The 24,145-nt window shown below is 41.8% G+C and carries 21 protein-coding genes; 15 read left to right on the forward strand and 6 right to left on the reverse strand.

Features of this window, described 5'->3' with window-relative positions:
- The first annotated feature begins 22 nt into the window (after positions 1-22).
- The 3 genes from ACH8E3_RS05590 to ACH8E3_RS05600 all read left to right on the forward strand — a co-directional run bounded on the left by ACH8E3_RS05590 (position 23) and on the right by ACH8E3_RS05600 (position 2,924).
- Entirely contained in the window at positions 23-901 is an 879-nt protein-coding gene (locus ACH8E3_RS05590) for a carbohydrate ABC transporter permease (RefSeq protein WP_458631632.1), read from the forward strand.
- Between the two features lie 15 nt (positions 902-916).
- Positions 917-1,954, forward strand: a complete 1,038-nt coding sequence (locus ACH8E3_RS05595) for a glycoside hydrolase family 130 protein (protein ID WP_458631633.1) — start codon at positions 917-919, stop codon at positions 1,952-1,954.
- A gap of 706 nt (positions 1,955-2,660) precedes the next feature.
- Positions 2,661-2,924, forward strand: a complete 264-nt coding sequence (locus ACH8E3_RS05600) for a hypothetical protein (protein WP_458631634.1) — start codon at positions 2,661-2,663, stop codon at positions 2,922-2,924.
- Between the two features lie 567 nt (positions 2,925-3,491).
- On the opposite strand, the gene ACH8E3_RS05605 is transcribed toward ACH8E3_RS05600, so the two are convergent.
- Positions 3,492-4,655, reverse strand: coding sequence for a stalk domain-containing protein (locus ACH8E3_RS05605; protein WP_458631635.1), 1,164 nt, complete (start codon positions 4,653-4,655; stop codon positions 3,492-3,494).
- A 339-nt stretch (positions 4,656-4,994) separates the two neighbouring features.
- On the opposite strand from ACH8E3_RS05605, the gene ACH8E3_RS05610 reads away from it, so the two are divergent.
- Both ACH8E3_RS05610 and ACH8E3_RS05615 read left to right on the forward strand, forming a co-directional pair.
- Positions 4,995-6,299 (forward strand): BaiN/RdsA family NAD(P)/FAD-dependent oxidoreductase, encoded by a 1,305-nt coding sequence (locus ACH8E3_RS05610; protein WP_458631636.1) that lies wholly within the window; start codon positions 4,995-4,997, stop codon positions 6,297-6,299.
- Positions 6,300-6,332: 33 nt separating this feature from the next.
- Positions 6,333-7,652, forward strand: coding sequence for a BaiN/RdsA family NAD(P)/FAD-dependent oxidoreductase (locus ACH8E3_RS05615; RefSeq protein WP_458631637.1), 1,320 nt, complete (start codon positions 6,333-6,335; stop codon positions 7,650-7,652).
- Between the two features lie 98 nt (positions 7,653-7,750).
- Here ACH8E3_RS05615 and ACH8E3_RS05620 read toward each other — a convergent pair whose 3' ends face one another.
- The 4 genes from ACH8E3_RS05620 to ACH8E3_RS05635 all read right to left on the reverse strand — a co-directional run bounded on the left by ACH8E3_RS05620 (position 7,751) and on the right by ACH8E3_RS05635 (position 9,002).
- Positions 7,751-7,858, reverse strand: a complete 108-nt coding sequence (locus ACH8E3_RS05620; protein WP_458631730.1) for an IS3 family transposase — start codon at positions 7,856-7,858, stop codon at positions 7,751-7,753.
- Positions 7,859-7,934: 76 nt separating this feature from the next.
- On the reverse strand, positions 7,935-8,066 hold the full coding sequence (locus ACH8E3_RS05625) for a hypothetical protein (protein WP_458631638.1): 132 nt from the start codon (positions 8,064-8,066) through the stop codon (positions 7,935-7,937).
- A 152-nt stretch (positions 8,067-8,218) separates the two neighbouring features.
- Entirely contained in the window at positions 8,219-8,362 is a 144-nt protein-coding gene (locus ACH8E3_RS05630; protein ID WP_458631639.1) for a hypothetical protein, read from the reverse strand.
- Between the two features lie 331 nt (positions 8,363-8,693).
- Positions 8,694-9,002: a winged helix-turn-helix transcriptional regulator gene (locus ACH8E3_RS05635; protein ID WP_458631640.1), complete on the reverse strand. Its 309-nt coding sequence runs from the start codon at positions 9,000-9,002 to the stop codon at positions 8,694-8,696.
- Between the two features lie 192 nt (positions 9,003-9,194).
- On the opposite strand from ACH8E3_RS05635, the gene ACH8E3_RS05640 reads away from it, so the two are divergent.
- The 3 genes from ACH8E3_RS05640 to ACH8E3_RS05650 all read left to right on the forward strand — a co-directional run bounded on the left by ACH8E3_RS05640 (position 9,195) and on the right by ACH8E3_RS05650 (position 10,846).
- A complete protein-coding gene (locus tag ACH8E3_RS05640; protein WP_458631641.1) occupies positions 9,195-10,043 on the forward strand; it encodes a VOC family protein in 849 nt (282 codons plus the stop codon).
- Between the two features lie 318 nt (positions 10,044-10,361).
- Complete coding sequence (locus tag ACH8E3_RS05645) at positions 10,362-10,589, forward strand: hypothetical protein (protein WP_458631734.1); 228 nt, start codon at positions 10,362-10,364, stop codon at positions 10,587-10,589.
- Positions 10,508-10,846 (forward strand): hypothetical protein, encoded by a 339-nt coding sequence (locus tag ACH8E3_RS05650; RefSeq protein ID WP_458631642.1) that lies wholly within the window; start codon positions 10,508-10,510, stop codon positions 10,844-10,846. Before ACH8E3_RS05645 ends, ACH8E3_RS05650 begins: the two co-directional genes overlap by 82 nt.
- A gap of 711 nt (positions 10,847-11,557) precedes the next feature.
- On the opposite strand, the gene ACH8E3_RS05655 is transcribed toward ACH8E3_RS05650, so the two are convergent.
- On the reverse strand, positions 11,558-12,400 hold the full coding sequence (locus ACH8E3_RS05655; protein WP_458631643.1) for a PocR ligand-binding domain-containing protein: 843 nt from the start codon (positions 12,398-12,400) through the stop codon (positions 11,558-11,560).
- 214 nt (positions 12,401-12,614) lie between these two features.
- Between ACH8E3_RS05655 and ACH8E3_RS05660 the strand changes: the two genes are divergently transcribed.
- From ACH8E3_RS05660 to ACH8E3_RS05690, 7 genes are all read left to right on the forward strand, one after another.
- Positions 12,615-13,646, forward strand: a complete 1,032-nt coding sequence (locus ACH8E3_RS05660; protein WP_458631644.1) for a sugar phosphate isomerase/epimerase family protein — start codon at positions 12,615-12,617, stop codon at positions 13,644-13,646.
- Between the two features lie 24 nt (positions 13,647-13,670).
- Complete coding sequence (locus ACH8E3_RS05665) at positions 13,671-16,109, forward strand: glycoside hydrolase family 3 N-terminal domain-containing protein (RefSeq protein ID WP_458631645.1); 2,439 nt, start codon at positions 13,671-13,673, stop codon at positions 16,107-16,109.
- Between the two features lie 14 nt (positions 16,110-16,123).
- Entirely contained in the window at positions 16,124-17,473 is a 1,350-nt protein-coding gene (locus tag ACH8E3_RS05670) for a glycoside hydrolase family 1 protein (RefSeq protein WP_458631646.1), read from the forward strand.
- A 2-nt stretch (positions 17,474-17,475) separates the two neighbouring features.
- Positions 17,476-18,819 (forward strand): MFS transporter, encoded by a 1,344-nt coding sequence (locus ACH8E3_RS05675; protein ID WP_458631647.1) that lies wholly within the window; start codon positions 17,476-17,478, stop codon positions 18,817-18,819.
- Between the two features lie 99 nt (positions 18,820-18,918).
- Complete coding sequence (locus tag ACH8E3_RS05680) at positions 18,919-21,939, forward strand: glycoside hydrolase family 2 TIM barrel-domain containing protein (protein WP_458631648.1); 3,021 nt, start codon at positions 18,919-18,921, stop codon at positions 21,937-21,939.
- Positions 21,940-21,982: 43 nt separating this feature from the next.
- Complete coding sequence (locus ACH8E3_RS05685; protein WP_458631649.1) at positions 21,983-23,131, forward strand: mandelate racemase/muconate lactonizing enzyme family protein; 1,149 nt, start codon at positions 21,983-21,985, stop codon at positions 23,129-23,131.
- Between the two features lie 8 nt (positions 23,132-23,139).
- Entirely contained in the window at positions 23,140-24,144 is a 1,005-nt protein-coding gene (locus ACH8E3_RS05690; protein WP_458631731.1) for an alcohol dehydrogenase catalytic domain-containing protein, read from the forward strand.
- The last annotated feature ends 1 nt before the right edge of the window (position 24,145 follow it).

Genomic DNA, 24,145 nt, shown 5'->3' on the forward strand with positions numbered 1-24,145 from the left:
TGTCTGATAAGGAGGAAGATAAATGAGATATCATCAATCTGATCGTTTTATGCACTGTTTTGCTGTTGTATTTTGTATATGTTTTGCACTGTTTTGCTTAATTCCATTTTTGTTAATGGTTTCAGGATCCATCACCTCTGAAACTATACTTATTAATGAAGGATATAGCTTAATTCCTAAGGATATCAACATTGAAGCATACAGTATATTATTACAATCTGGTACATTGCTGAACAGCTATGGTATTACAATATTTATTACGATAGTTGGTACATTGCTTGGTCTTATCATTAGTGCCAGTCTTGGATACTCCATCACTAATAAACGCAATAAATTACGTAATATAATTTCCTTTTATGTATATTTCACGATGCTGTTTAATGGTGGTATGGTTCCTTTTTATATTTTAATTTCTAATTGGTTAAGCCTTGGAAATACAATCGCTGCCTTAATCTTGCCATTAGCTGTACAGCCTTTTCTTGTGTTTTTATTAGTAAGCTTTTTTAGAACGGTGCCTGATGAATTAGAGGATGCAGGACGTATTGATGGAGCGAGTGAAATTCGGATATTCGCTCAAATTGTTATTCCTATTTCTAAGCCTATTCTAGCAACAGTAGGGTTATTCTACGCACTGATTTATTGGAATGATTGGTTTATGGGAATTCTATTTATTAGCGATGACAGTAAATTTCCATTACAAATGATATTAAGACGCATGGTTTCTAACCTGGAAGCTGCAAAGAATCTAATACCTTCAGGTGCTGGTATTGCATTGTCAGCTCCAACCTATCAAATTCGTATGGCAACTACATTAGTGACGATTGGTCCAATTATATTGTTGTATCCGTTTTTACAGCGTTATTTTGTTAAGGGATTAACCATTGGCTCTGTAAAAGGATAGAGGAGGAAAAGCTTGATGAAGCGATTTGCAAACAATCCAATCATTACACCCGAACAAATTATTCCTTCACGTGATGATTTCGAGGTTATTGGTGCTTTTAATGCAGGTGTGATCGAATACAATAATGAAATTATTATGCTATTACGTATAGCTGAACGACCGATTCAGACAAGTAAGGAAGTCTACTTTGTACCGGTGTATTCAGTAGAAAGGGGGAGTATAGTAGTAGAAAGCTATAAAATCAATCATGATGAGATCAAAGATATTCGAGTAATACAAACAGAAACTGGTGCAAAAACAACTTCAATTTCTCACTTTAGAGTAGCACGTAGCAGGGATGGTGAAAACTTTATTGTTACGCAGCAGCCAGCGATATTACCAAGTAATGAATATGAAACATTAGGTATAGAGGATGCAAGAATTACTTATACCAATGAGAAGTATTATATTAATTATTCTGCTATTTCCAATCTAGGCATTACAACTATGCTTGCAGTGACGGAAGATTTCGAGGAGTTCACAAAAATGGGGAATATCTTTCACCCTGATAATAAAGATGTAACGATTTTTCCAGAGAAAATGGATGAATTTTATTATGCGCTACATCGTCCCTCTATCTCTCATTTCGCTACCCCAGATATCTGGATTGCAAAGTCACCAGACTTACTTCATTGGGGAGATCATAAGCATGTAGCTTCTGTACGACCTTCTAGATGGGATAGTACTCGTATTGGCGCAAGTGCAGTTCCTTTTCTAGTTGAGGATGGTTGGCTTGAGATCTATCATGGTGCAGATCACGATAATCGCTATTGTCTAGGTGCTTTGTTATTAGATCGTTATCGTCCATGGATTGTGAAACAAAGAAGCGTGGTGCCTATTTTGGAGCCCACTACGGATTATGAGGTCAATGGATTTTTTGGGAATGTAGTATTCTCCTGCGGTGCTATTAAAAAGGAACACCAAGTATACGTGTATTATGGAGTGGCTGATACGAGCATGGCCGGTGTCATCATTGACTTAGAAGAAATCTATGGAAGTTTTAAAGTGAATTAGCTAAAAGAAGCTCTGTGGAAAGCGACTGTTTATCTTCATCCAGGCCTCGACGACGTTTATCTCCATTGGTGCAGTCGTTCTCCGTCCGCAGATTGAATTGATGGTCAAGCCGCGCTTGGTCAGATCGCTCTGGGGGTTTTTGTTGTTTGCGTCCTCAGAGGAACGCATTAAATAGTTGGTGAAAGTAGTCCTCTCTTTGAATTGTAGTGTGATAACTCAATTCTACAAGAAAAGGACTTCTTTTTTATTTATCTATATTACACAAGTTACTTATACGTGCTCACATGATATGATATACACAATAAATTCCATTTAAAGGAATAATTATAACTTATTTAACAATTAACTTTTATTCAATGAGCCTTAGAAGAGATGTAACAATTAATTCCTTATTGCTGGTTGACGGTTCTGAAAAACCAGACTTTTCAAGTGTATCACCGCAACAACCTCTAAAATCATTGTATTTGTTAAACGGATTGACTGGAAATCATACGGATTGGATTAGTTATACACGAATTAGAAAGCTTTCAAATCTACATAATATAGCAGTTTTTATGCTAGTGGTGAAAACCATTTTTATGTAGATGATGAAGAAGGAGAAGAATATTATTATGGACATTTTGTCGGTGAGGAATTAGTTGAATTTACGCGACAATGTTTCCCCTTATCTCATAATCGAGAAGATACATATATAGGTGGATAATCCATGGGTGGCTATGGAGCGGTTAGAAATGGATTGAAATACGCCGAACGTTTTGGTGCAATTATTGGTTTATCTTCAGCATTACTGCCATATAGAATTGTGAATGCACAACCGGGTTTCGAATATAAATTATTTAAGTTTCCGTATTTCCAACGTATTTTTGGTGACTTATCACAACTTTTTGGAAGTGATAAAGACCCAGAGTCGTTAATAAAACAACTACGTACGCAAGGGAAAGCTATTTCACACATATTTCTATTTTGTTGAACGGAGGATTCGAAAAAGTAGTACTTTGTGGATTTTCTTCAACGCGACTTATGTGCAGTGAAAGTAGAAATAGCTACTACTCTGATGAATGAACAGCGAGCTAAAACACAAATGTAATTTGGATGAACTAAAAAGTGTGGTTTATATAATTTAATTATTACATACGAATCAGATTTAAATATACTATTGTATCTTCAGTTTGTTGCTGAACAACCTTTTTGATACAAGTAATGATCCAATATAAGAGACAATGTGATCAAAGCTATAACCCTCTGAGTCACTGATGCGATTTAATGAGTGTAACTCAAGAGAAAGTATATTTGCGAAAATGAATTAAAATATTTTTACAGGATTCAACTTAAAATATTGTAATTATAACATAACAGGGTTTTCAGCAGTGTAAGCTCGTCTCCACCATGAACAACCCCGACCGCAAGAGGTCGGGGTTGTTGCTTTTCCACAAAGATAATAACCTGTTCAGCATAGTTCTCTATAAACTTCTAATCTCTGGAATGTCTTGCACGATATCATCGTAGCTTTAATAACATTCTCTACATATTGATGTTACTATTTAGCACCTAGGTATTTCTTGTATTCCGAAACGAGCGTTTCTTCCGATTTTCCAAATGCGTTTTTGAAAGCTGTATTGGGCTGAGATCCCTTTGCTATTTCATCAAAGAGCTTCAAGTATTGGTCATGGTTGTAGTTCTGTTCCAAGAAGAATACCATGCTTTCAAATGCGAAGTATTCATTTGGATATGCATTTAAATCAGCGAATGACTTAATGTTACTCCAATTAATCGGAGACATTCCCGATGTGCTATTACGTATTTTTAGTTCATTTTTATAATATGAAAGATCACGTTTGTCACCGGCTGGATCGGAAGGGGAACCATACTGTGAGTATCCAAGCACTTTCTTAGCAAGGTAGTCGGCTTGCCCTTCAAATAGCCAGTTGACTCTTCCACTTAGCGTTTTTTGGATTTTGTACATATCCCATTTTTGATGTTGGTAAGCATGTGCAATTTCGTGAGCGAAGACAAATCGAACCGCTTCATCACCAGCCAAGTTATAAGATTCTTCTGCTCCAAGTTTAATGGCATTATGTTGAGGGTTGAAGAATGATCCAGAATTGATATTGAAGATGCCATCACCGTCATGTATCCATAGTTCTACTTTCTCTGATAGAGTGTTAGCACCGAAGAACACTTCGTGTGTCTTCAAGATATCCTCAGCTTCTGTGTAAAGATAGTGAAATTTCTTGTCGGCTTTCGGTGTGAAATGGAGCGTCAAGTTTTTCGTTTCATACGTTACCCAACCATCATGTGAAGATGACGATGAGGAAATTCCTTGATTTTTTAGTTTTCTTTCCAGTTCAGAAATCTTCTGCTCAGCTTCTTTCAAACGCTGAACATCACTGACATTACCACCAGTTATTTCGCCAGATTGTTGTGAAGTCATCGAAATGGTGTGAGTTTCAGCGTTCCACTTGACATCTTGGTTCAAGTTATCCGCAACAAAGCGAAGTGGAACATATGTCGTTCCTTTGTAAATAAACCCTTTGTTATTCTCGGGGGCTTTCTTTTCAGTTCCATCGAAAAGGTATTTTAAGTTGTAAAAGTAAACTTGGATGCTGGTAGCCTTGGTTGACGCATAAGCTACTCCTGAGAAAATCATTGTAAATAGCATGATGATAAGTGTAATACGAGTTAAAGCTTTGTGCTTTAGCATGGTTGCGTTCCTCCGTTGTTCGTTACTAAATGATTTAATATACTAGAGACTCTTAAATAATATTACGTTTTCTATTGTATGCCTCCTGTGAAAGTAGATTGTGAAGGTAGATAGAATGTCCTCCAACATTGTAACTTTCGACAGGATATGTCGAAAGTCCTACTTTATTATGGAATAGATAACATTTCTATAAAATACAGCCTGGTACAGCCATTTTCATGTAATGGGAACAAATCAGGAATTCTAACCGGAATTCATTGGTGCTTACACTTATGCTATAATTTAATAAAGCATATTTGTATTTTCAGAATAATTGAATAAAGGGTGCATTGACCAATCATGTATGAGAATCAGACTTCTAAACATCATAAACTGTTTATTATAGGCGCAGGTGCTTCTGGACTAATGGCCGCTGTTACGGCGGGGGATCTGGGCATCGATACTGCCATTGTGGAGAGTAACGACCGGATTGGTAAGAAGATATTAACGACAGGTGATGGACGCTGTAACATTACGAATGAAACCACGGCGACGGGTACGGATGAAGCGGTTGCTTTATCACACAAGTATCACGGTAATCAGGATGGATTCCCATTACCTATATTGCAGCAATTTGGCATCCGTCAAACGATCGACTTCTTCTCAGCGCTCGGGCTTCCGCTTACAAGATTGAAGGAAGGTTTGTTGTATCCGATGTCGTTGCAGGCGGTATCCGTTCTGGATATTTTCGAACTAGCGCTTGACGACCGAAATGTTCCAGTATACCTCAATCATAAAGTGATGGATGTTACTGTTTCAAAGCAGCATCCGCGCTTCACCATTACATGCGAAACGGAGACAGAGGAGCAAGTTGTCTACACCAGCGAATATCTATTTCTATGTACGGGTGGACTCACGGGCCCCAATCCGGAAAGGAATGGTCCTGGTTATACACTTGTCGAACGTCTGGGGCACACCTTGATCGAGCCTGTGCCGGCCGTTGTGCAATTGAAGCTGCAGTATCCGAATATGAAGGAACTGAACAGTATTAAATTTCAGGGACAAGCCCATATCATCGTAAAAGGGAAAGTCCTCCGTAGTGAACGTGGCGAAATTGCCTTCACGAACTATGGTGTCTCCGGGCCCCCAATTCTCCAGCTAAGCAGGAAGGCTTCTTATCATCTGGCAAAAGGAGAACCTGTCACCGTATCGCTTGATCTGATGCCGGAGCGCACGGAGGAAGAGGTCGTTGAGTTTTTGGAGATGCACTGGGAGAATTTCGGACATCGGACTGTTGTAGATGCCCTCGTCGGTATCTTTAACAAGAAGCTGGTTACTGTCTTACTGAAGGAAGCAGGTATACATCAACAGCCAGAGTTGTTGTGTCAGGATCTATCGTTGAAAGTGAAGGGGAAGTTGTACCGAATCTTGAAACGCTGGGAATTTAAAGTGACGGATACGAATGGCTTCACGAATGCGCAAGTGACAGCGGGCGGCATCAATACGACGGAGCTAATCGAAGGAACGTTAGAATCCAAGCTAGTACCGGGGCTTTATTTGGCTGGCGAAGTGATGGATGTGGACGGAGACCTAGGCGGCTATAACTTACAATGGGCCTGGAGTTCCGGCTATGCGGCTGCGATGGCACTTACGAAGCAAATATAATGAATTTATAGGAAAAGGGATGCATCGATCAACATGTATGAGGATCAGAAATCTAAGTACCACGAGCTGTTAATTATCGGCGCAGGTGCGGCGGGTATAATGTCTGCCGTTACTGCACGTGACCAAGGTATAGATACCGCAATTATTGAGAGCAATGATCGGATTGGCAAGAAGATATTAACGACAGGCAATGGTCGCTGCAACATTACGAATGAATCCACTGCGACGGGCATGGATGAAGCGGTGGCTTTATCGCACAAGTATCATAGCAGTCAGGCTGGATTTCCATTGCCTGTACTACAGCAATTTGGTGTACGCCAGACGATCGACTTCTTCTTATCGCTCGGGCTTCCTCTTATACCCTTAGAGGATGGTCGGATGTATCCGATGTCATTGCAAGCCGCATCCGTGCCGGGTGTTTTTCGGCTTGCTCTGGAGGATCGGAATGTTCCGATATATTTCAAGAATAAAGTGTTAGATGTTATCGTCTCGACGGAACATCCGCGTTTCACGATTACATGCCTAACGGAGACAGAAGAGAAGGTTACTTATACCAGCAAATATCTATTTCTATGTGCGGGTGGTCTTACTGCACCGAAGACCGGAACGGATGGATCTGGTTATACACTTGTCCAACGTCTGGGACACACGCTTATCCATCCAGTTCCGGGCATTGTGCAATTGAAGTTAGATTATCCTCATTTGAAGGAACTGTCCGGTATTAAATTCGAGGGACATGCCCATATTATCGTGAACAATGAAGTCATCCGCACCGAATATGGCGAAATCCTTTTTACAGACTATGGTATGTCTGGTCCGCCAATACTCCAGCTAAGCAGGAAGGCTGCGTATAATCTCGGAAGAGGAGAATCTGTGACATTGTCGGTTGATTTGATGTCGAGCCGCACAGAGGAAGAAGTCGTTGAATTTCTGGAAATGCACTGGGGGATCTTTGGACACCGGACTGTTGCGGATTCCTTCAATGGAATCATCAACAAGAAGCTGATTCCTATCCTGTTGATAGAAGCAGAAATTGATCAAGAACCTCACCTGCTATGTCAGGATCTATCGTGGAAGACCAAGAAGATATTGTATCGAATCATGAAGCATTGGGAATTTAAAGTCACCGATACCAATAGCTTTACGAATGCACAAACAACAGCGGGTGGCATCGATACGACGGAGCTAACTGAAGGTACTTTGGAATCCAAGTTGGTACCCGGGCTCTATTTAGCAGGCGAGGTAATGGATGTGGATGGCGATTGCGGGGGTTATAACCTGCAATGGGCCTGGAGCTCTGGCTATGCTGCCGCGATGGCACTTGCTGAACGACGACGTGCGGACACTACGTAAGGGAATAGATGGTTTTGGACAGCCATGATTCGCCTCCACCATGATTAACCCCGACCGCAAGATGGTCATACCCCTATCAAGTAGACAGATGAAAAAAGCTATGCAGCCAACGCGTGCCGATACTCAATCGGTGCGCGTTGTTTGAGTTTAGCTTGAAACCGTTGATAGTTATAAAAGTAGATATAATCTTCAACAGTTTGATGTATTTAGGCTTCTGACTTACACTGATGAAGATACAACTTCTCTGTCTTGAGATGCGAAAAGAAGGATTCGATGCATGCGTTATTCAGGCAGGTTGCTTTGGGAGAGTGGCTGCCTTTGACGCTTCAATTGGTTAGGATATACGACAGAAGGTGTATATTTGAATCGTTGTCTTTTCTTTCGAATCACGGATTGAATAGATAATTCTCTCATGAGCCGTGCTACTTTTTGTGGTTAACACGATAGCCAGCTTCCCATAAAGACGTCATCATACGTGGATATCCAAAATAAGAATGAATAGAATGAATAGCCATCATGTGATCCTTGATTTCATGATCTCCGTCTTGTCTTTCAATACGCTGAGATCACGTTGCACGCCATTTGTAGTAGCTGGCTCTGGGTATACCTATACCAGTAATGGTTAATAAACGCGTGACACCGTGTAGACCACGAAGTTCTTCAATTACTTGATAGTTGTTTTGTTGAGTGAGGATGCCTCCCTTACGCACATCGAATTTCTCCCCATTCAGCCATTTTCTTACCCATACCTTTAACTGTAAGCAATTTCTGATTTCTAGCCTAATACTACAGCTTTATAGCACGATGATCCTTCTAAATAGGCTTTCACTGCCTCTAATTTGAATTCCTTCGTATACTGTTGAAATACTTGTCCTTTTATAGCCATAAAAATATCCCCTCCAAGTTCACCCTTTTCCACATGATAACATGCGGTTTTTTTTGAGTGTCTAGTTAAAGGGAATAATACCAAGAGGTCGGGGTTTTTGTTTTTTCGATATGAGTACACACGCTGTGCACTTATCCAATGTGGATAAGTCGGTATTAAGCTTCAAGCCAGCTTTGTGACCATTGTTCTATATCCCTCATAATAGGTTCGAAAGCTACACCTTTAGCAGTCAACGAATATTCGATCCTTACAGGAGTCTCTGGGTAAATTTCCCGCTTTATAACCCCTTCCATCTCCAAATCCTTCAACTTCTCCGAAAGGACTTTGCCGCTTATTCCAATGGAACTTTCAATATGACAAAACCGCTGTGGACCGGACAATAACTGATAAATGATCATTCCAGTCCATCTTTGGCTTAATAACCCCATAGCTTTTTCAAATCTAGGACAAATTGATTTATTCAAACGAATACCTCCTTACTCTTAATTAATAATATAACACATTCGATATATAACTACATTACATTTAATTAGTCGCTTACTTGACAATACAAGATATCATAAATATAATTACTTACATAAAGTAACTGGATATGTTAGAGCTATAGGTAATGTGCTTTTTCGTTCAAAAAATGTTTGGGAAAAGGGGAGATTAACATGGATTTTCATAGAAAACCCAATACTTATGTGGGGCAAGTGAATCTTAAGGTTCAAAATTTAGAATGTGCTTTGAAGTTTTATCAGGAAATAATCGGCTTTAAGATACTGAATCAAACGGAAAAATCAGCTAATCTGACCGCAAATGGGAAGACGGTGTTGTTATCCATTGAACAACCCGATAACGTAGCACCAATGCAAGGAAAGACAACGGGGTTGTATCATTTTGCGCTTCTCCTGCCTACACGTTCTGATTTGGTGCAAATTGTTCAGTATTTTAATGCAATTGGATTACAGTTTGGCTCATCCGACCATCTTGTCAGTGAAGCCCTTTACCTGTCTGATCCGGACGGAAACGGCATTGAAATTTATAGTGATCGCGCTCCTTCGGACTGGGATTGGAGTAACGGTGAAGTCAAAATGACTGTTGACCCTTTGGAATTTAGTGACCTTCTTTCGGACGTAAATCAGCAGGCGTGGAGTGGACTACCGGCTGAGACGGTGATGGGGCATATCCATTTGCATGTATCCGACTTACGTGAGACGGAGGAATTTTATTATAAGGGACTAGGATTTGAAGTCGTAAACCGATATGGGATTCAGGCGCTCTTTATCTCTACGGGTAAGTACCATCACCACATTGGATTAAATACATGGAATGGTGTGGGTGCACTCGCACCATTGGAAAACAGTGTCGGGCTGAAATCATTTACATTAATTTATCCAAATGATGCGGCACGAGAACATGTTGTAAATAATCTCAGAAATATTGGCACATCCTGTATAGAAGAAAATGGCGCATTTGTTACATCAGATCCTTCAGGGAATCGAATTCTCTTGCTGGTCTAATCGAAGAAATACTTAACTGGAGGGTTATCATGGGAGAGAAAGGACGATCTTCAAACTCAGGTAGCGAAATTGTGAAGTGACCCCTGTCAAGTAGACAACTGGAAAAATTAAATTTTTAAGAAACCTGAGTCCTGTATTCATAAGCACTTAGGTTGTTTAGTTTTCCCTTCGGTCAGGATAGTATAATAAGATGCCTTGTTTAACTGATAAAGTTTCTAGAAAGTGTAGCGTGGTAGAGGGTTATTAACGTAATACGAACAAATCAGGAATTCTAAACATCACAAGCTGTTTATTATAGGCGCAGGTGCTTCCGGACTAATGGGCGCTGTAACATTACGAATGAAACCACTGCGACGGGGACAGAGGAGCAAGGTTATCTACACCAGCGAATACTTATTTCTATGTACGGGTGGAAATACCGGCCCCAATGCGGAGAAAAATGGTCCTGGTTATACACTTGTCCAATGTCAAGGGCACACCTTGATCGATTCTGTGCCGGCCGTTGTGCAATTGAAGCTGCAGTATGCCAAGCCCATATCATCGTAAAGGGTAAAGTCGTCCGTAGTGAACGCGGCGAAATTGCCTTCACGAACTATGGCATCTCGGGCCCGCCAATACTCCAGCTAAGCAGGAAGGATTCGTATAATCTCGGAAGAGGAGCATCTGTGACATTGTCGGTTGATTTGATGTCGAACCGCACAGAGGAAGAGGTCGTTGAATTTCTGGACATGCAATGGGCATGGAGCTCCGGCTATGTCGCCGCGATGGCACTTGCTGACCGACGACGTGCAGACACTACGTAAGTGGAAAGATGTTTGCTGGCCCATGACACGTTGCAGTGGAATACTTGCATGGCTTGAGGTCGGGTTTTTTACTTTCCTCGACATGTAGCCTTAAGACTAATTCAAGATGCTCCTCATATACAACTACTCTTGTAACATAGCTCCAGTCTAATAGATGTACAAGCCGCTTCAGCTCATGATACATTCTGAAACTTCATAGCAAATAATCAAGAATAGGCACAGATGGTAATGTGACAGTTGTCCGACCTGACAATTCCTAGAAGTTGGAAAAGTAAAAAGTGTCAGTGTTATACAACAAGTTGTGGATATGTTTGTCCAAGTGGATACAGAAATGGCAACCATCATCGCGAAGAATGTTGGGGTTAATAAGCCAACGGGTGAACATTCTAAGGTTACCTAGTCTTCACCAGCCCTCAGTCAAGAGAATACGAAACGCTAACAAAATACAGTGTCTGGGTATATGCGATTGGGGAATAGATCGATATGATGAATGGTGAGAACGGGCTAGAGATACATGAAACGGAAACATTCTTAACAACGTCTCCTGTGTTATTGGATTCTCTGTATGTTGTTGGAGAAATACATTAAATCAAGCTAAGTTTCATTCGAATAGTATCTATTTTATCAATGAATATGTCATGAAAATAACGCACAACTCTCATAATGAAGAGTTACGCGTTTTTGTTAGTTTATCGAAATACAATATTGTAGTTAGTTGACAGATTTGTTTCGAAATTGTCTCGGTGTTAAGCCGACGATGCTTTTGAACACTTTAGTGAAGTAGTTATAATCGCTTATGCCGACCATTTCAGAAATCTCATAGATTGCAAGCTTTGTATCGGTTAATAATTCTTTGGCGCGGTATATTCGGATCAAGCGGACATAATCGGTAATACCCATGCCGAAAGATTCATTGGAGAGACGATACATACTGGATTTTCCCATGTGAAATATGCTGCATAAAGAAGAAGTGTCTATCCTTTTACTCACATTGTTATAGATATACTCTTCAATTTTCGCAGCTATGGGAGAATTAACTTGCATAATCATTTTTTCATTATAAAGGAACTTGGCCATAATCTCCATTGTTTTGGCCATCGCATTGATTTTCTCATCGGTAAATCGCGGTGTGTTCATAAAATGTTTATATAAGATTTCCTGATCAACCTTATAATCGTTCAAATTATCTTTTACAGTTTCCCAAAGTTCGTGCCGATCCTTTGTATTGAGAATCTGCCCTGTCATGACGTAACCTATGATATTATTGTTGTCGAGAATAGGAAATACGGCATCGGTCAAACCAATATGGCAGTTATATACATGCAACTTTTTGGTTTCCTTGCAGATCCGTCCAGCATTTAAATCGCACGCCTTGCAGTGTTCATTCGCAAGAGGATCTTCACGCAACGTTTGACAGAAACTATTATGACCCTCAGGACATGAGATAATCTCATGAAAGTTATCGTCGAAAATGGCTATCCGATTACCTGTGAGGATATGGTAATAATTGAGTTGTTCACGCAGGCTATTTATATTAAATATGAGTCTCATCATGATCACCCCTTGGGACAATATTTCTATTTTTGGAAGCGTTTTTATATATATAGTATCATCAATAATCTATATCATCAATTGTGTAGATCAGCAAATTAGTTGAAGTGAATGTTGAAAATGGATTGCATTGTTATCGTCAGATGTTATAACAGCGGAAATAGTCAAATGACTAAGTTAGACAATGAAATATAAATTTAAGAAGGGGTGTTAATGTATGTCTCAGTTCAAATTTTCAGCAGGTCCATGGAATATTAATGAAGGTGCCGACGCTTTTGGCCCCGATGTTAGAATGAGCATTTCGTTTGAAGAGAAGCTTAAAATGTTTAAAGAAATTGGAATTTCTGCTGTTCAATTGCATGACGATGATGCAGTTCCTAATATGAATGAATTATCAGAACAGCAGATTATTGAAGAGGCTCGTAAGGTCAAACAGCTGTTGGATCAATATGATCTTGAGGCTGAGTTTGTAGCACCGCGCCTGTGGATGGACGACCACACCCATGACGGCGGTTTTACGTCCAACAGTCAGACAGATAGAGATTTTGCATTGTGGCGTGCATATCGCAGCATTGACATTGCTAACGCATTGGGCTGCAACAAACTGGTTCTATGGCTGGCCCGCGAAGGCACGTTGTGTGCTGAGAGTAAAGACTCAATTGTAAGCGTTAACATATTAGTTGAGGCGATAAACAAAATGCTAGCTTATGATCCAAACATTCGTATCATGATCGAATCTAAGCCCAATGAACCTATCGACCGCAGCTTCTGCCCTACAATGGGCCATGTGATGGCTATTTCTGCCATGACAAGTGAACCTTCACGTGTTGGTGGTCTTTTAGAATCTGCACATGCAATATTGGCGGGTCTGGATCCTGCAAACGAGATGGCATTTGCACTAGCGCAGAACAAGCTGTGGGGTGTACACCTTAATGACCAGAACGGTATGAAGTTTGACCAAGACAAGGCCTTCGGATCGGAGAATCTTCGCCAATGCTTCAATCAGGTACGAATTCTAATTGAGAACGACTTCGGGAAAAATGGAGAATATATTGGTTTGGATGTAAAGGCTATGCGTACCCAGACGGCAGATGACTGTTGTCGCCACTTGATTAACAGCAAGCGTGTAGTGGAGATTATGGAAGATAAAGTGAATCAGTATGATTATAATTATGCGAGAAAATGTATTGAAGAGCGCAATTACGAGAAGCTGGAGATGTATGTGATGGAAGTGTTGATGGGTGTCTAATTAATTCAATCGAGGTGATATAAAATGCTACTTAATGAAAAAAACTTTGACGAGATCATAGCTAAGATGTCCATAGAGGAGAAGCTGCAGATGTTGACGGGCGGCAAAGGATTTTCTTCTCTAGCTATGGTGCAATATGGCATAACTGAAATCACAATGTGCGATAGCCACAACGGAATTAATCTGATGCAACGAATTGCAGATATTGTTCAGCAAGTGATGGTGAAGTTTGCTCGTTCTGGAAAAGGGACATTCGGAAAGAATGAAATTATTGGTCATCTTTTTACGATTGGTAAATCATTGGGTGGATTGGACGGAACGAATCGATTGCTTCGGGGGGATATTTCAGACGAGGATCTTTCGGGAATGCCGCAGGCGACTGCTGAATTTGCAAGAAACTTTATAACTGCATTGAAGGACGTGTTGCCGGATGGACATTGTCCGACCTGCTATCCGTCTGGTATGAATATGGGTGCAACCTGGGATCGAAGTTTAATGAGGGAATGTGGCGAAAAAATTGGCGAGGAAGCGCAGGCCTTTGACATTGATATGCTGCTTGCCCCGACCGTTAATATCCAGAGAGACGCTCGGAATGGGCGTTGGTTTGAAAGCTATTCCGAAGATCCTTACCTGATGGGTGAGTTGATCGTGCCATATATCGAGGGCGTCCAGTCACATGGGGTGTTGACAACAGTTAAGCACTTTGCTTGCAATAACCAGGAGACTTTGCGTCATGAAATTGATGTAATTATTAGCGAACGGGCACTGAGAGAAATTTACCTTCCTGCATTTAAGAAAGCTGCTATTGAGGCGGAAAGTCACGCCTTGATGACCTCTTACAATTCGGTCAATGGCGAATTCGCATCACAGAACAATCATTTGCTAAAGGATATTTTACGTGATGAGTGGGGTTATAAGGGAATGGTCGTATCCGATTGGAACGGCGTTTATGATAAAACGGCAGCCCTTCGGGCCGGCAATGATCTGGAAATGCCCGGGCCGACTGACCGGACGTCATTGCTCACGGCGCTAGAGAGTGGTGAGCTTACCGAACAGCAGATTGACGAGAATTTACGTTACATTCTACGTGCCGTTACAAAGACCAATCGGTTTCAAAAAGTAGAAAAAAAACCAGTTGATATGTCTGCCAATGCCATGATATCCCATCGCATGGCGGAGGAAAGCATTGTTCTCTTGAAAAACAATGGAGTTCTTCCATTTCAAAAAAGTGAGAAGATCGCAGTGCTTGGAGTATATGCCAAGAACACCCTTTCTTGCGGTACAGGTTCTTCCGGCATTATTTCAGATTACGTTGTATCGGTATATGCTGGTATGAGGGATGTATTTGAATATGTATCATATTTTGACAGCGCTGAAGCAGCGGATCTTGTGAATCACCGTGAATGGGTGTACGTCATTGGAGAAAATGTGGGGGAAGGTTCCGACCGGGAATCACTTGCTATCAGTAGCGATCAGCATCATCTTCTTGCAGAACTTTGCCAAAGGAAACAAGCCTGTGGCGCGAGGCTGACTGTGATTTTGAATACACCAGGGCCAGTGGAGATCGCAGAATTCGAGCCATTTATCGATGCATTGCTTTATCTAGGGTTTGCCGGTCAAGAATGCGGAGCAGCCACAGCCAGTATCTTGGTAGGTGATACCAATCCCAGCGCCAAACTGACGGCCACCTATCCACGTTACTATAAAGACACGCCAACGTTTCTCAACTTCCCGGGCGAGTTCCACAAAGTGGTATACGGCGAGGGAATCTATGTGGGCTATCGTTATTACGACAAAAAGCAGCAGTCAGTACTTTATCCGTTTGGACATGGTCTTAGTTATACGCAATTCGAATATCAGAGTATTGAGCTGGAGAAAGACCTTGTGGATTTGGAAGCGGATGAGAAGGTCATGGTGCAAGTGCGTGTAAAGAACACAGGTTCTGTAGCAGGCAAGGAGATCATCCAGCTATATGTGAGAGACATAGCATCCACGATTGACCGTCCGATTAAGGAGTTAAAGTGTTTTGAAAAGATCGCATTGCTCCCTGGTGAGGAGAAGACTGTGAAATTTGTACTGGATCGAGATTCGTTCGCTTTCTTTGATACAAATCTAGGTCAGTTTGTAGTGGAGCCTGGCGAGTTCGATGTTCTTCTCGGCGCTTCCTGTGATGATATTCGATTGACAAAGAGGGTGGAGGTACTTTGTAATAACCCCTACAGTATTGACTTGTCTACTTCTATCAGGACAATTATGGAGGACCAAGAAATGGTGGTAAAACTCAAGGCCGTGTTACCGGAGGGGTTTTTCGAATTACCTGGAATTCAAATTGAGTTAATTTATCATCCTGAGCTATCTATTGGTCAGTGTATCTCCAAATATATGGCAGAATCATTTGAACTTGATGAAACCGCTGTAGATGAATATAAGAAACATGTAGTCGAAGTGCTGACTAGCATATAAGGAGGTGCGATAAAATGAAGTTTCCATCGGATTTTGTTTTTGGAGCGGGAACTTCCGCATACCAAATCGAAGGGGCTTGGAATGAAGATGGACGTACCCCTTCCATTTGGGATAATATAGCACACGATTATCCTCAAATTAAAGGAGACGGCGATGTTGCTTGTGACCATTATCATCGCTGGGAAGAAGATATAAGGCTGATGAAGGAGTTGAAGCTTGAGGCCTACAGATTGTCTATTTCTTGGAACCGTATTGTTCCAGCAATCGATGGACGGGTTAATGAAAAGGGTGTTGCTTTCTATAATAATTTAATTGATGCACTGCTCGAAAGTGGCATTACCCCGTATGTGACAATATACCATTTCGATCTGCCTCAATATCTCCAAGATCAGGGCGGTTGGCTAAATCGATCGACCATTAACGCATTTGAGCATTACGCAAAAGTATGTTTCTCAAATTTTGGGGACCGTGTCAAACACTGGATAACCATTAACGAGCCGTATATCGTGGCTAACATGTATGCAGCAGCAGCGAAATATGTACCCGATATGGGGCGACCTATTGATCTTGCGCTAAAGGCCTCTCATTATTTAAATGTGGCGCACTGTAAAGCTTCTGAGGCCTATGACCAAAGTCCGTACAACGATGGAAAGATTGGTATCGCGCCTAACCTCTCAACGATATACGGAGACCTGCCCACGGCAACTCTTGGATTTGCGGATGCGCTGTACAACCGCTTTTATATGGAGTATGCCTTCAAGGGAGAATACCCTGTTGAAGTTATGGACTTTGTAAGGGACCACGGGATTTCTATAGATTTGACACCAGAAGATCTGGTACTGTTCCGAAAGACTCGTACGGATTTTGTAGGTATCAATAATTATTCGAGAATGACCCTTTCCCCGGACATCGATTTTCTGAGTTTTAGCAGTGAGACGATGGCTATGACGACCATCGGGAAGGACGGCGAAGGAAAGCGATACAACGAGTATGGGTGGGAAATATATCCAAAAGGGATTTATGAGATTATCAACCATGTGTCTGAACTGTATGATTACCCTGAAATCATCATTACTGAAAATGGTACAGCTTGCAAGGATGACGTTACCCTCAATGGGATGGTGCAGGACGATGATCGCATAGAATATATGGAAGAGTATCTTGAGCAGGTAGTAATTGCAATTCAGGAAGGTGCTCGTGTTAGCGGATATTTCGTTTGGTCTCTAATGGACAACTTCGAGTGGACCAGCGCCTATTCAATCAAGATGGGTTTGGTGAAGGTAGACTTTGAAACTCTGGAGAGGACGGTAAAGAAGAGCGGATTCTGGTTTAAAGCCTTAATTGAAGAACATAAGGAGGCATAACCATGATAAGAAAAATGACTTTAAAAAACCACATCGGGTATGGACTTGGACAGACTTCTACTCAGATTCGCGGAATGCTTATGAGTACCTATTTGATGTGGTTTTTGACGGATCTGGCTCTTTTTCCAGTTGCTATAATAACTTTAATGCTGACGGTGACCAAAGTATGGGATGCGGTTAACGATCCGTTCTGCGGGTGGTTAATCGATGAAAAATTAAAGTACGGAAAGCGTGGAAAATTCAGACCGCTTTACATCTGGTCTACCTTGGCCTCCTGTTTGATCTTCGGACTTATGTTTACCAAAATCAGTAGTGACATGACAATAAGTTTGATTATGATCTGGATTGTATATTTTGTAAGCGATGTCATTGCTACAGGTGAGGGTGCTGCCTATCCGTCGTTGGCAGGCATCATGAGCAGAGATAAATCGGATCGTATTAAGCTTGGCACATGGCGCTCGGTTGGAGGGCTAATCGGTGGTTTGCTAGTGGCCGTAGGTACGGTGCCTCTATTGAAACTGCTAGGACAAGGCGACGATGCCAAAGGTTTGACTTTGACTGTCTGGCTCTTTGTCATCATTAGTGCCTTATTGGCTGTTGTGACGTATAAATCAACATTTGAAACCGAAATGCCTGTAGATGAAAAGGCGAAAAAAATTAAAAACCCTTTTGTAATTGTCTTGAGTGTGCTGAAAAACCGTGCGGTGGTATTAACCTTCTTTACTATGCTGGCAAGTGTTGTGGCGCTGAATCTGCGCGCGGGATTCCAGATGTACTTCCTTCAAAATATTCTAGGCAACGTGTATGCAGCTGGACTTCTGGGTGGGATTTCTATGACTGTTATGGCCATCTGCATCCCGCTGGTACCACTGGTTGTCAAGCGAATCGGTGTCAAATGGACAGTGACGCTTTCAATGGGATTACAAATCTTATTAGGCGTTGGAATGCTATTCTATAAAACAGATCTTATCATGCTGAGCGTATTTACGGCTTTGACGGGTCTTGCTTTGGCACTTGGCAATATTACCTCATTCATTCAACAGGTGGATTCGATCGACTATCAGGCATGGAAAACAGGTAAGCGCTCAGAAGGAATGGTTTTCTCAATTTACGGTCTGGTTGTAAAGTTTGGCATGGCAGCTGTACCCGGAATCATGGGCATCTGCCTGATAGGCTTTGGATATAATCCAGAAGCGGTTACAGAGCATGCGAAACTAGGAATTGAAATCGGTTACTTTGTACTTCCGATCCTATTCTATATACTTGCATTTGTTGCGGCGGCCTTTAATCCTATGTCAGACAAAAAACTATCACAGGTGCGACAAGATCTTGAAGTAAGAACATAGTTAATTAATGCTAGCTAGTAACAAGTAGTAACAAAATAATATAACAGAAAGTATCTTAACAGTAAGGTGCTTTCTGTTATATAGAACCAAGGAGGAGCTATGGAACATTATAGTGATATATCCGTTTTTGCTGTCAATAAGTTACAACAAATGGCGAGCAGGGAGCGTGAAAATGTCCTAAAGCTTTCTGGCTTGTGGAAATTTAATTGGAGCAATAATGTAGCGTCTAAGCCAGATGATTTTTTTAGAGAAAATTTTAACGATTCTGAGTGGGATATAATCAGTGTGCCGTCGAACTGGCAACTAAAAGGGTACGACATTCCTATTTATACCAATCAGACTTACCCCTATGCAATTGATATGGAAAAAATTGGGCGTATCGATCCGGAACAAAATTCTGTTGGTTCTTACCGACGTGAATTTGTTCTGGAAGCATGGGAGAAAGATGAACAGTTTATTCTTTGCTTTGAAGGAGTGAACGCAGGATTTGATCTTTGGGTTAACGGCTTGTTCATAGGCTATTCAGAGAATTCCTTTCTACCAGCAGAATTTGATGTTACTCAAGTTCTTCGTATGGGAAGCAACACAGTGGCGGTTCAAGTATACCGGTACTGTACAGGAAGTTATCTGGAGGACCAGGACATGTGGCGTATTTCAGGCATATTCCGAGATGTTTACCTTTATAAGAGAAATCCCATATCCATTTTGGATTTTCATTTATTTTCAGAGCATATTACGGAAGTTACATCGGCGAACCTGCATGGGCGTGTGCAGTCCACTGGGGTGGAAGACAGCTTACAGTTACATGCGCAGTTGTTTTGCCCTGATGGCAAATTATGCTGGGAGGATCGGATATTGTTGCGAGAGGATACCGCTCTATTCTCATCTCCTGAGCTGCAGGTTCAACTATGGAGTGCAGAAAAGCCAGTACTCTATACAGTGCAATTGACGCTGTATAGACAGGATGGAGTTTTGCTTGACAAGCTAGAACAGTTATTCGGTTTTAGAGAGATAAGAATAGAGAATGGAATATTCTATCTCAACAGGATGCCGATTAAATTGAAGGGTGTTAATCGGCACGAATTTAACCCCAAAACTGGTCATGCGGTGGATGCAATGCAAACCGAAGAGGATCTACTATTGCTAAAAGCAAATAATATCAATGCAATTAGAACGGCTCATTACCCAAACGACACGAAATTTTATTCCCTTTGTGATCGGATGGGGTTTTATGTGATGGATGAAAATAACCTAGAGACCCATGGATTACGTAACGTTATACCGGGTGATGACCCAAGTTGGCAGGAGGATTGTGTTGATCGCATGATTCGTATGGTACAACGCGATAAAAACCATCCCAGCATAATTTTTTGGTCGTTAGGCAACGAGTCGGGCATTGGCAAAACGTTTGAAGCCATGCGTCTAGCCACACTCGAGATTGATCATACCAGACCGATCCACTACGAAGGGGATACCTATTTGACTGTGTCTGATGTGTTGTCCGAAATGTACGCCTCGCCTAAATTTCTGCAGGACGTTGTAAGCAATCGGCCGATCCGAAAAGGGAAATATATTCGACCACATTTTTGGGGTGTCAAGCATGGATATAAAAAGTACCAAGAAAAACCGTTTCTTCTGTGTGAATATGCCCACGGGCTTGGAAATGCTCATGGAAACCTCAAAGAATACTGGGACATTATCTACGCAAGCGACCGGATGACGGGAGGATTTATTTGGGATTTTGCTGATCAGGTGATTGAGCGAGAGCTACCGGATGGTCGAATTATGTATTGCTATGGCGGCGACTTTGGCGATAAGCCTAACGATGGATACTTTGTCAGCAACGGATTGCTGAACGGTGATTGGAAACCAAAGCCTGCGTTGGAAGAAGTGAAAAAAATCTACCAGAACCTTTGTGTGCAGTCCAATGCGCCGCAAAAGGGTGAATTCACTATAATGAATCGGTTTTATTTCACAGACTTGAATGAATTTATTTTGCAGTGCCAGGTGATTCGAAAAGGTGCCATTGTATTTTCCAAAGATTTGACGGTAGGCTGTACGCCGCAAAGTAGTGTGATGGTGGACATTCCGGAGATTCAGGACTACTCAGGGAACCCCTTTACGACGGTCGTACTATCACTTCTAACTAAGGGCGATCGAAGCGAAGAGGCGTTTGAAGAGTTCAAATTGCCTGGCTTTGCAGGAAACTATTTAGAAGAGATATTGCCGGAGGAAACAATAACATTTAACGATAACCACCACTGGATTGAGTTACGAGCAGGCGCTGTATGCTTAAGGATCGATAAAGTCACAGGGAAGTTGACCTATCTATCAAGGGGGGGCGACAATCTTATCCAAAAGCCATTCGGCCCAGCATTTGACCGTAGTTACACACTTGTGGATGAGGAGGATGCTAAATTTAGAATTAATATGAAGCGTTATAATCCTATGTTTAAGCAAAATTCCTTTCCCGGTCAAAGCGAAACGGATGATATACGAATCACATCTTACACCATCGAGGAAACAACAAATAACTGTGAAGTTTGCTTTATCGGACTCGCTGGGGAAAAGCGTTCGCCATTAAAGTTGACCTACACTATCTTTCGGACGGGACAAATAATGGTCGCGCTGGAGATTATACCAAAAAGGGAATTGATGCAAATAGGTTTTCGGGGGGAGCTGCGAGGGAAAGTCGAATCCGTGCGTTGGTATGGAAAAGGGGAGCACGAGACCTACAGTGATCGTCAGCAGTCCGGGCGTTTCGGGCTTTATACAAAGGCTCCTTCAGAACTGTGCTTTAACTATACGCGTCCTCAGGAAAACGGACAGCGAATGAATGTCTGGTATATGGAGGTTTTTCGCGCAAAAGGTCAGTCTATAGTTATACTGCCAATGGACGGAGAAAGTCTAAATTTTACGGCATATCCCTATACCAAAAGCGATCTGGATTTTGCCACCCATATGCATGAACTGGAGACAAGTGATTTTCTCACGTTAACACTTTCTTCCATGATGAAAGGTGTTGGAGGGGATAACCCAGGTGGTTCTGATGCGGTGAGAAATAAAAATAGAATTTCAAAAGGTGAAAAATACCGACTTTCCTTTATGATCCAGCTCTAAACAATGTTCACAATAAAAGTATGTAAAGCTAGGAGGTCAATGAATGAAGATTGTGGATATTAAGACATATATTGTAGGTAATCCGTGGAAAAACTGGCTCTTCGTACATGTACAGACAGACGAAGGGATAACTGGTTTAGGCGAAGGCACATTAAATGGATTTGCCAAAACAGTGGAAGCTGCTATCCACGAGCTTAAGCCTTTGGTCTTGGGAATGGATCCCTTTGACGTAGAAGCGATATCACTAAGAATGATTAGAGATGTCTATTCTGACGGCGGACAAATTCAAGGTTCTGCACTTGCCGCTATTGAGACCGCATGTTGGGACATTATGGGGAAAGCAACAGGACAACCACTGTACAGGCTCCTAGGTGGAAAATGTCATGATAAGCTGCGTTGTTATGCTAATGGTTGGTACCGAGGGGGGGCCAATGAGGAAAGCTTTTTTCACCAAGCGAAGGAAGTTGTTTTAAAAGGGTATACTGCATTAAAATTTGATCCATTCGGGGCAGCTTGGCGCACTGTAGATAAGTCAGAGTTCGGAAAGGCGATTCGAAATATTGCAGCCGTTAGAGAGGCTGTTGGTCCTGATGTCGATATTTTAATTGAGGGACACAATCGCTTTAGCGTGCACACAGCTTTACAATTTGCGGATGCTATTGCTCCTTATAAACCTTCTTGGTTTGAAGCTCCTGTCCCACCTTTCCGTATATCCTCAGTAATTGAAGTGGCAAAACGTAGTCCGGTACCGATTGCATGCGGAGAAGACTTCTATAATCGAGAGCAGTTCTCCGAACTTCTCAAACATGATGCAGTTCATATTATTCAATTAGAGCCGCAATTCTTAGGACTCAGTGCTTCCAAACAAATTTGCGGCATGGTCCATGCCCATAACGGGGTAACAGCACCACATAGCGCTCAAGGACCAATCTGCTCTATTGTTTGCGCCCATTTGAATATGGCGACCCCGAATTTCTTCATACATGAGATTTTTGACGACTTTAATCATTCATGGGCGCAAGATATATTCTCACCACCATTTAAAGTAGTTAATGGGTATTTGCTCCCCCCTGATCGACCAGGCTTAGGCGTAGAGATTAACCTGGAAGAAGCCGTTAAGTATCCTTACCACCCTGGTCATTGGCTCCCACTATTTAAGCAAGGTTGGGAAAAAAGAGAGAAGGTGGAGTAGTGTTGAATATGCAAGCATTGGTTTACGAGGGTCCAAAAATAATGAAAATAAGAGAGACAGTAGTTCCACAGATAGGACCGGGTCAAGTTCTTGTTCGAGTGGAAATAGTCGGTATTTGCGGATCTGAGCTAAGTGGTTATCTAGGACATAACTCTCTTAGAAAGCCACCTCTGATCATGGGTCATGAATTCTCTGGAATTATTGAACTTGTTGGTGAACAAGATAGTGGATTTAAAGTAGGTGATCGGGTCACGGTAAATCCGCTAATTACTTGCGGGAGTTGTCGTTTTTGTCGTGGTGGAGAGTCACAATTATGTCGTTCTAGAAACCTATTAGGCGCTCACTTACCCGGTGCTTTTGCTCAATATGTTGTGGTTCCATCCGCTAATGTATATGCACTTGAACCGCATATAACGTTCGAAGAGGGAGCATTAGTGGAGCCGTGTGCCTGTGCCGTCCATGTTTGCAAGCTTCTTCAACTCTCACCTTCTGATAGAGTCTTAATTTATGGAGCCGGTCCGATAGGGCTATTCGCACTTCAAGTAGCGAAAATACACGGCGTTCATGAAGTGGTTGTCATTGATGTAAATGAAGCAAGACTTGAAGTTGTAAGAGAATTGGGAGGTATTTCTGTTACAAAGCTGGATGACATCGATATTGGGGATGGTTTCGATGCCGTCATTGATGCCGTCGGAGCGATGGTCACTAGGCAGCAAAGTGTTGCTGCAGCCCGGGTCGGTGGCAAAGTTATTTTTACAGGACTTCACGAAGCGCAAAGCAAACTTCCAGTGAATGATATGATTCGTAATGAAATTTGGGCGAAGGGCGCGTTTGCATACTCGCAGGCAGACTTTGAAACTGCTTTATTATGGATCGGCCAAGGCAAAGTTAGATTATTACCATGTTCCGAGACCGCTCCGCTTGCCAAGGGCGAAGATTGCTTTGAGAAGCTCATTGCTGGTCCGGGAAAAACGGTAAAAATATTTATGAATCCACAATTGGAGGCGAAATAGC

The sequence above is a fragment of the Paenibacillus sp. CMAA1364 genome (assembly GCF_054373195.1).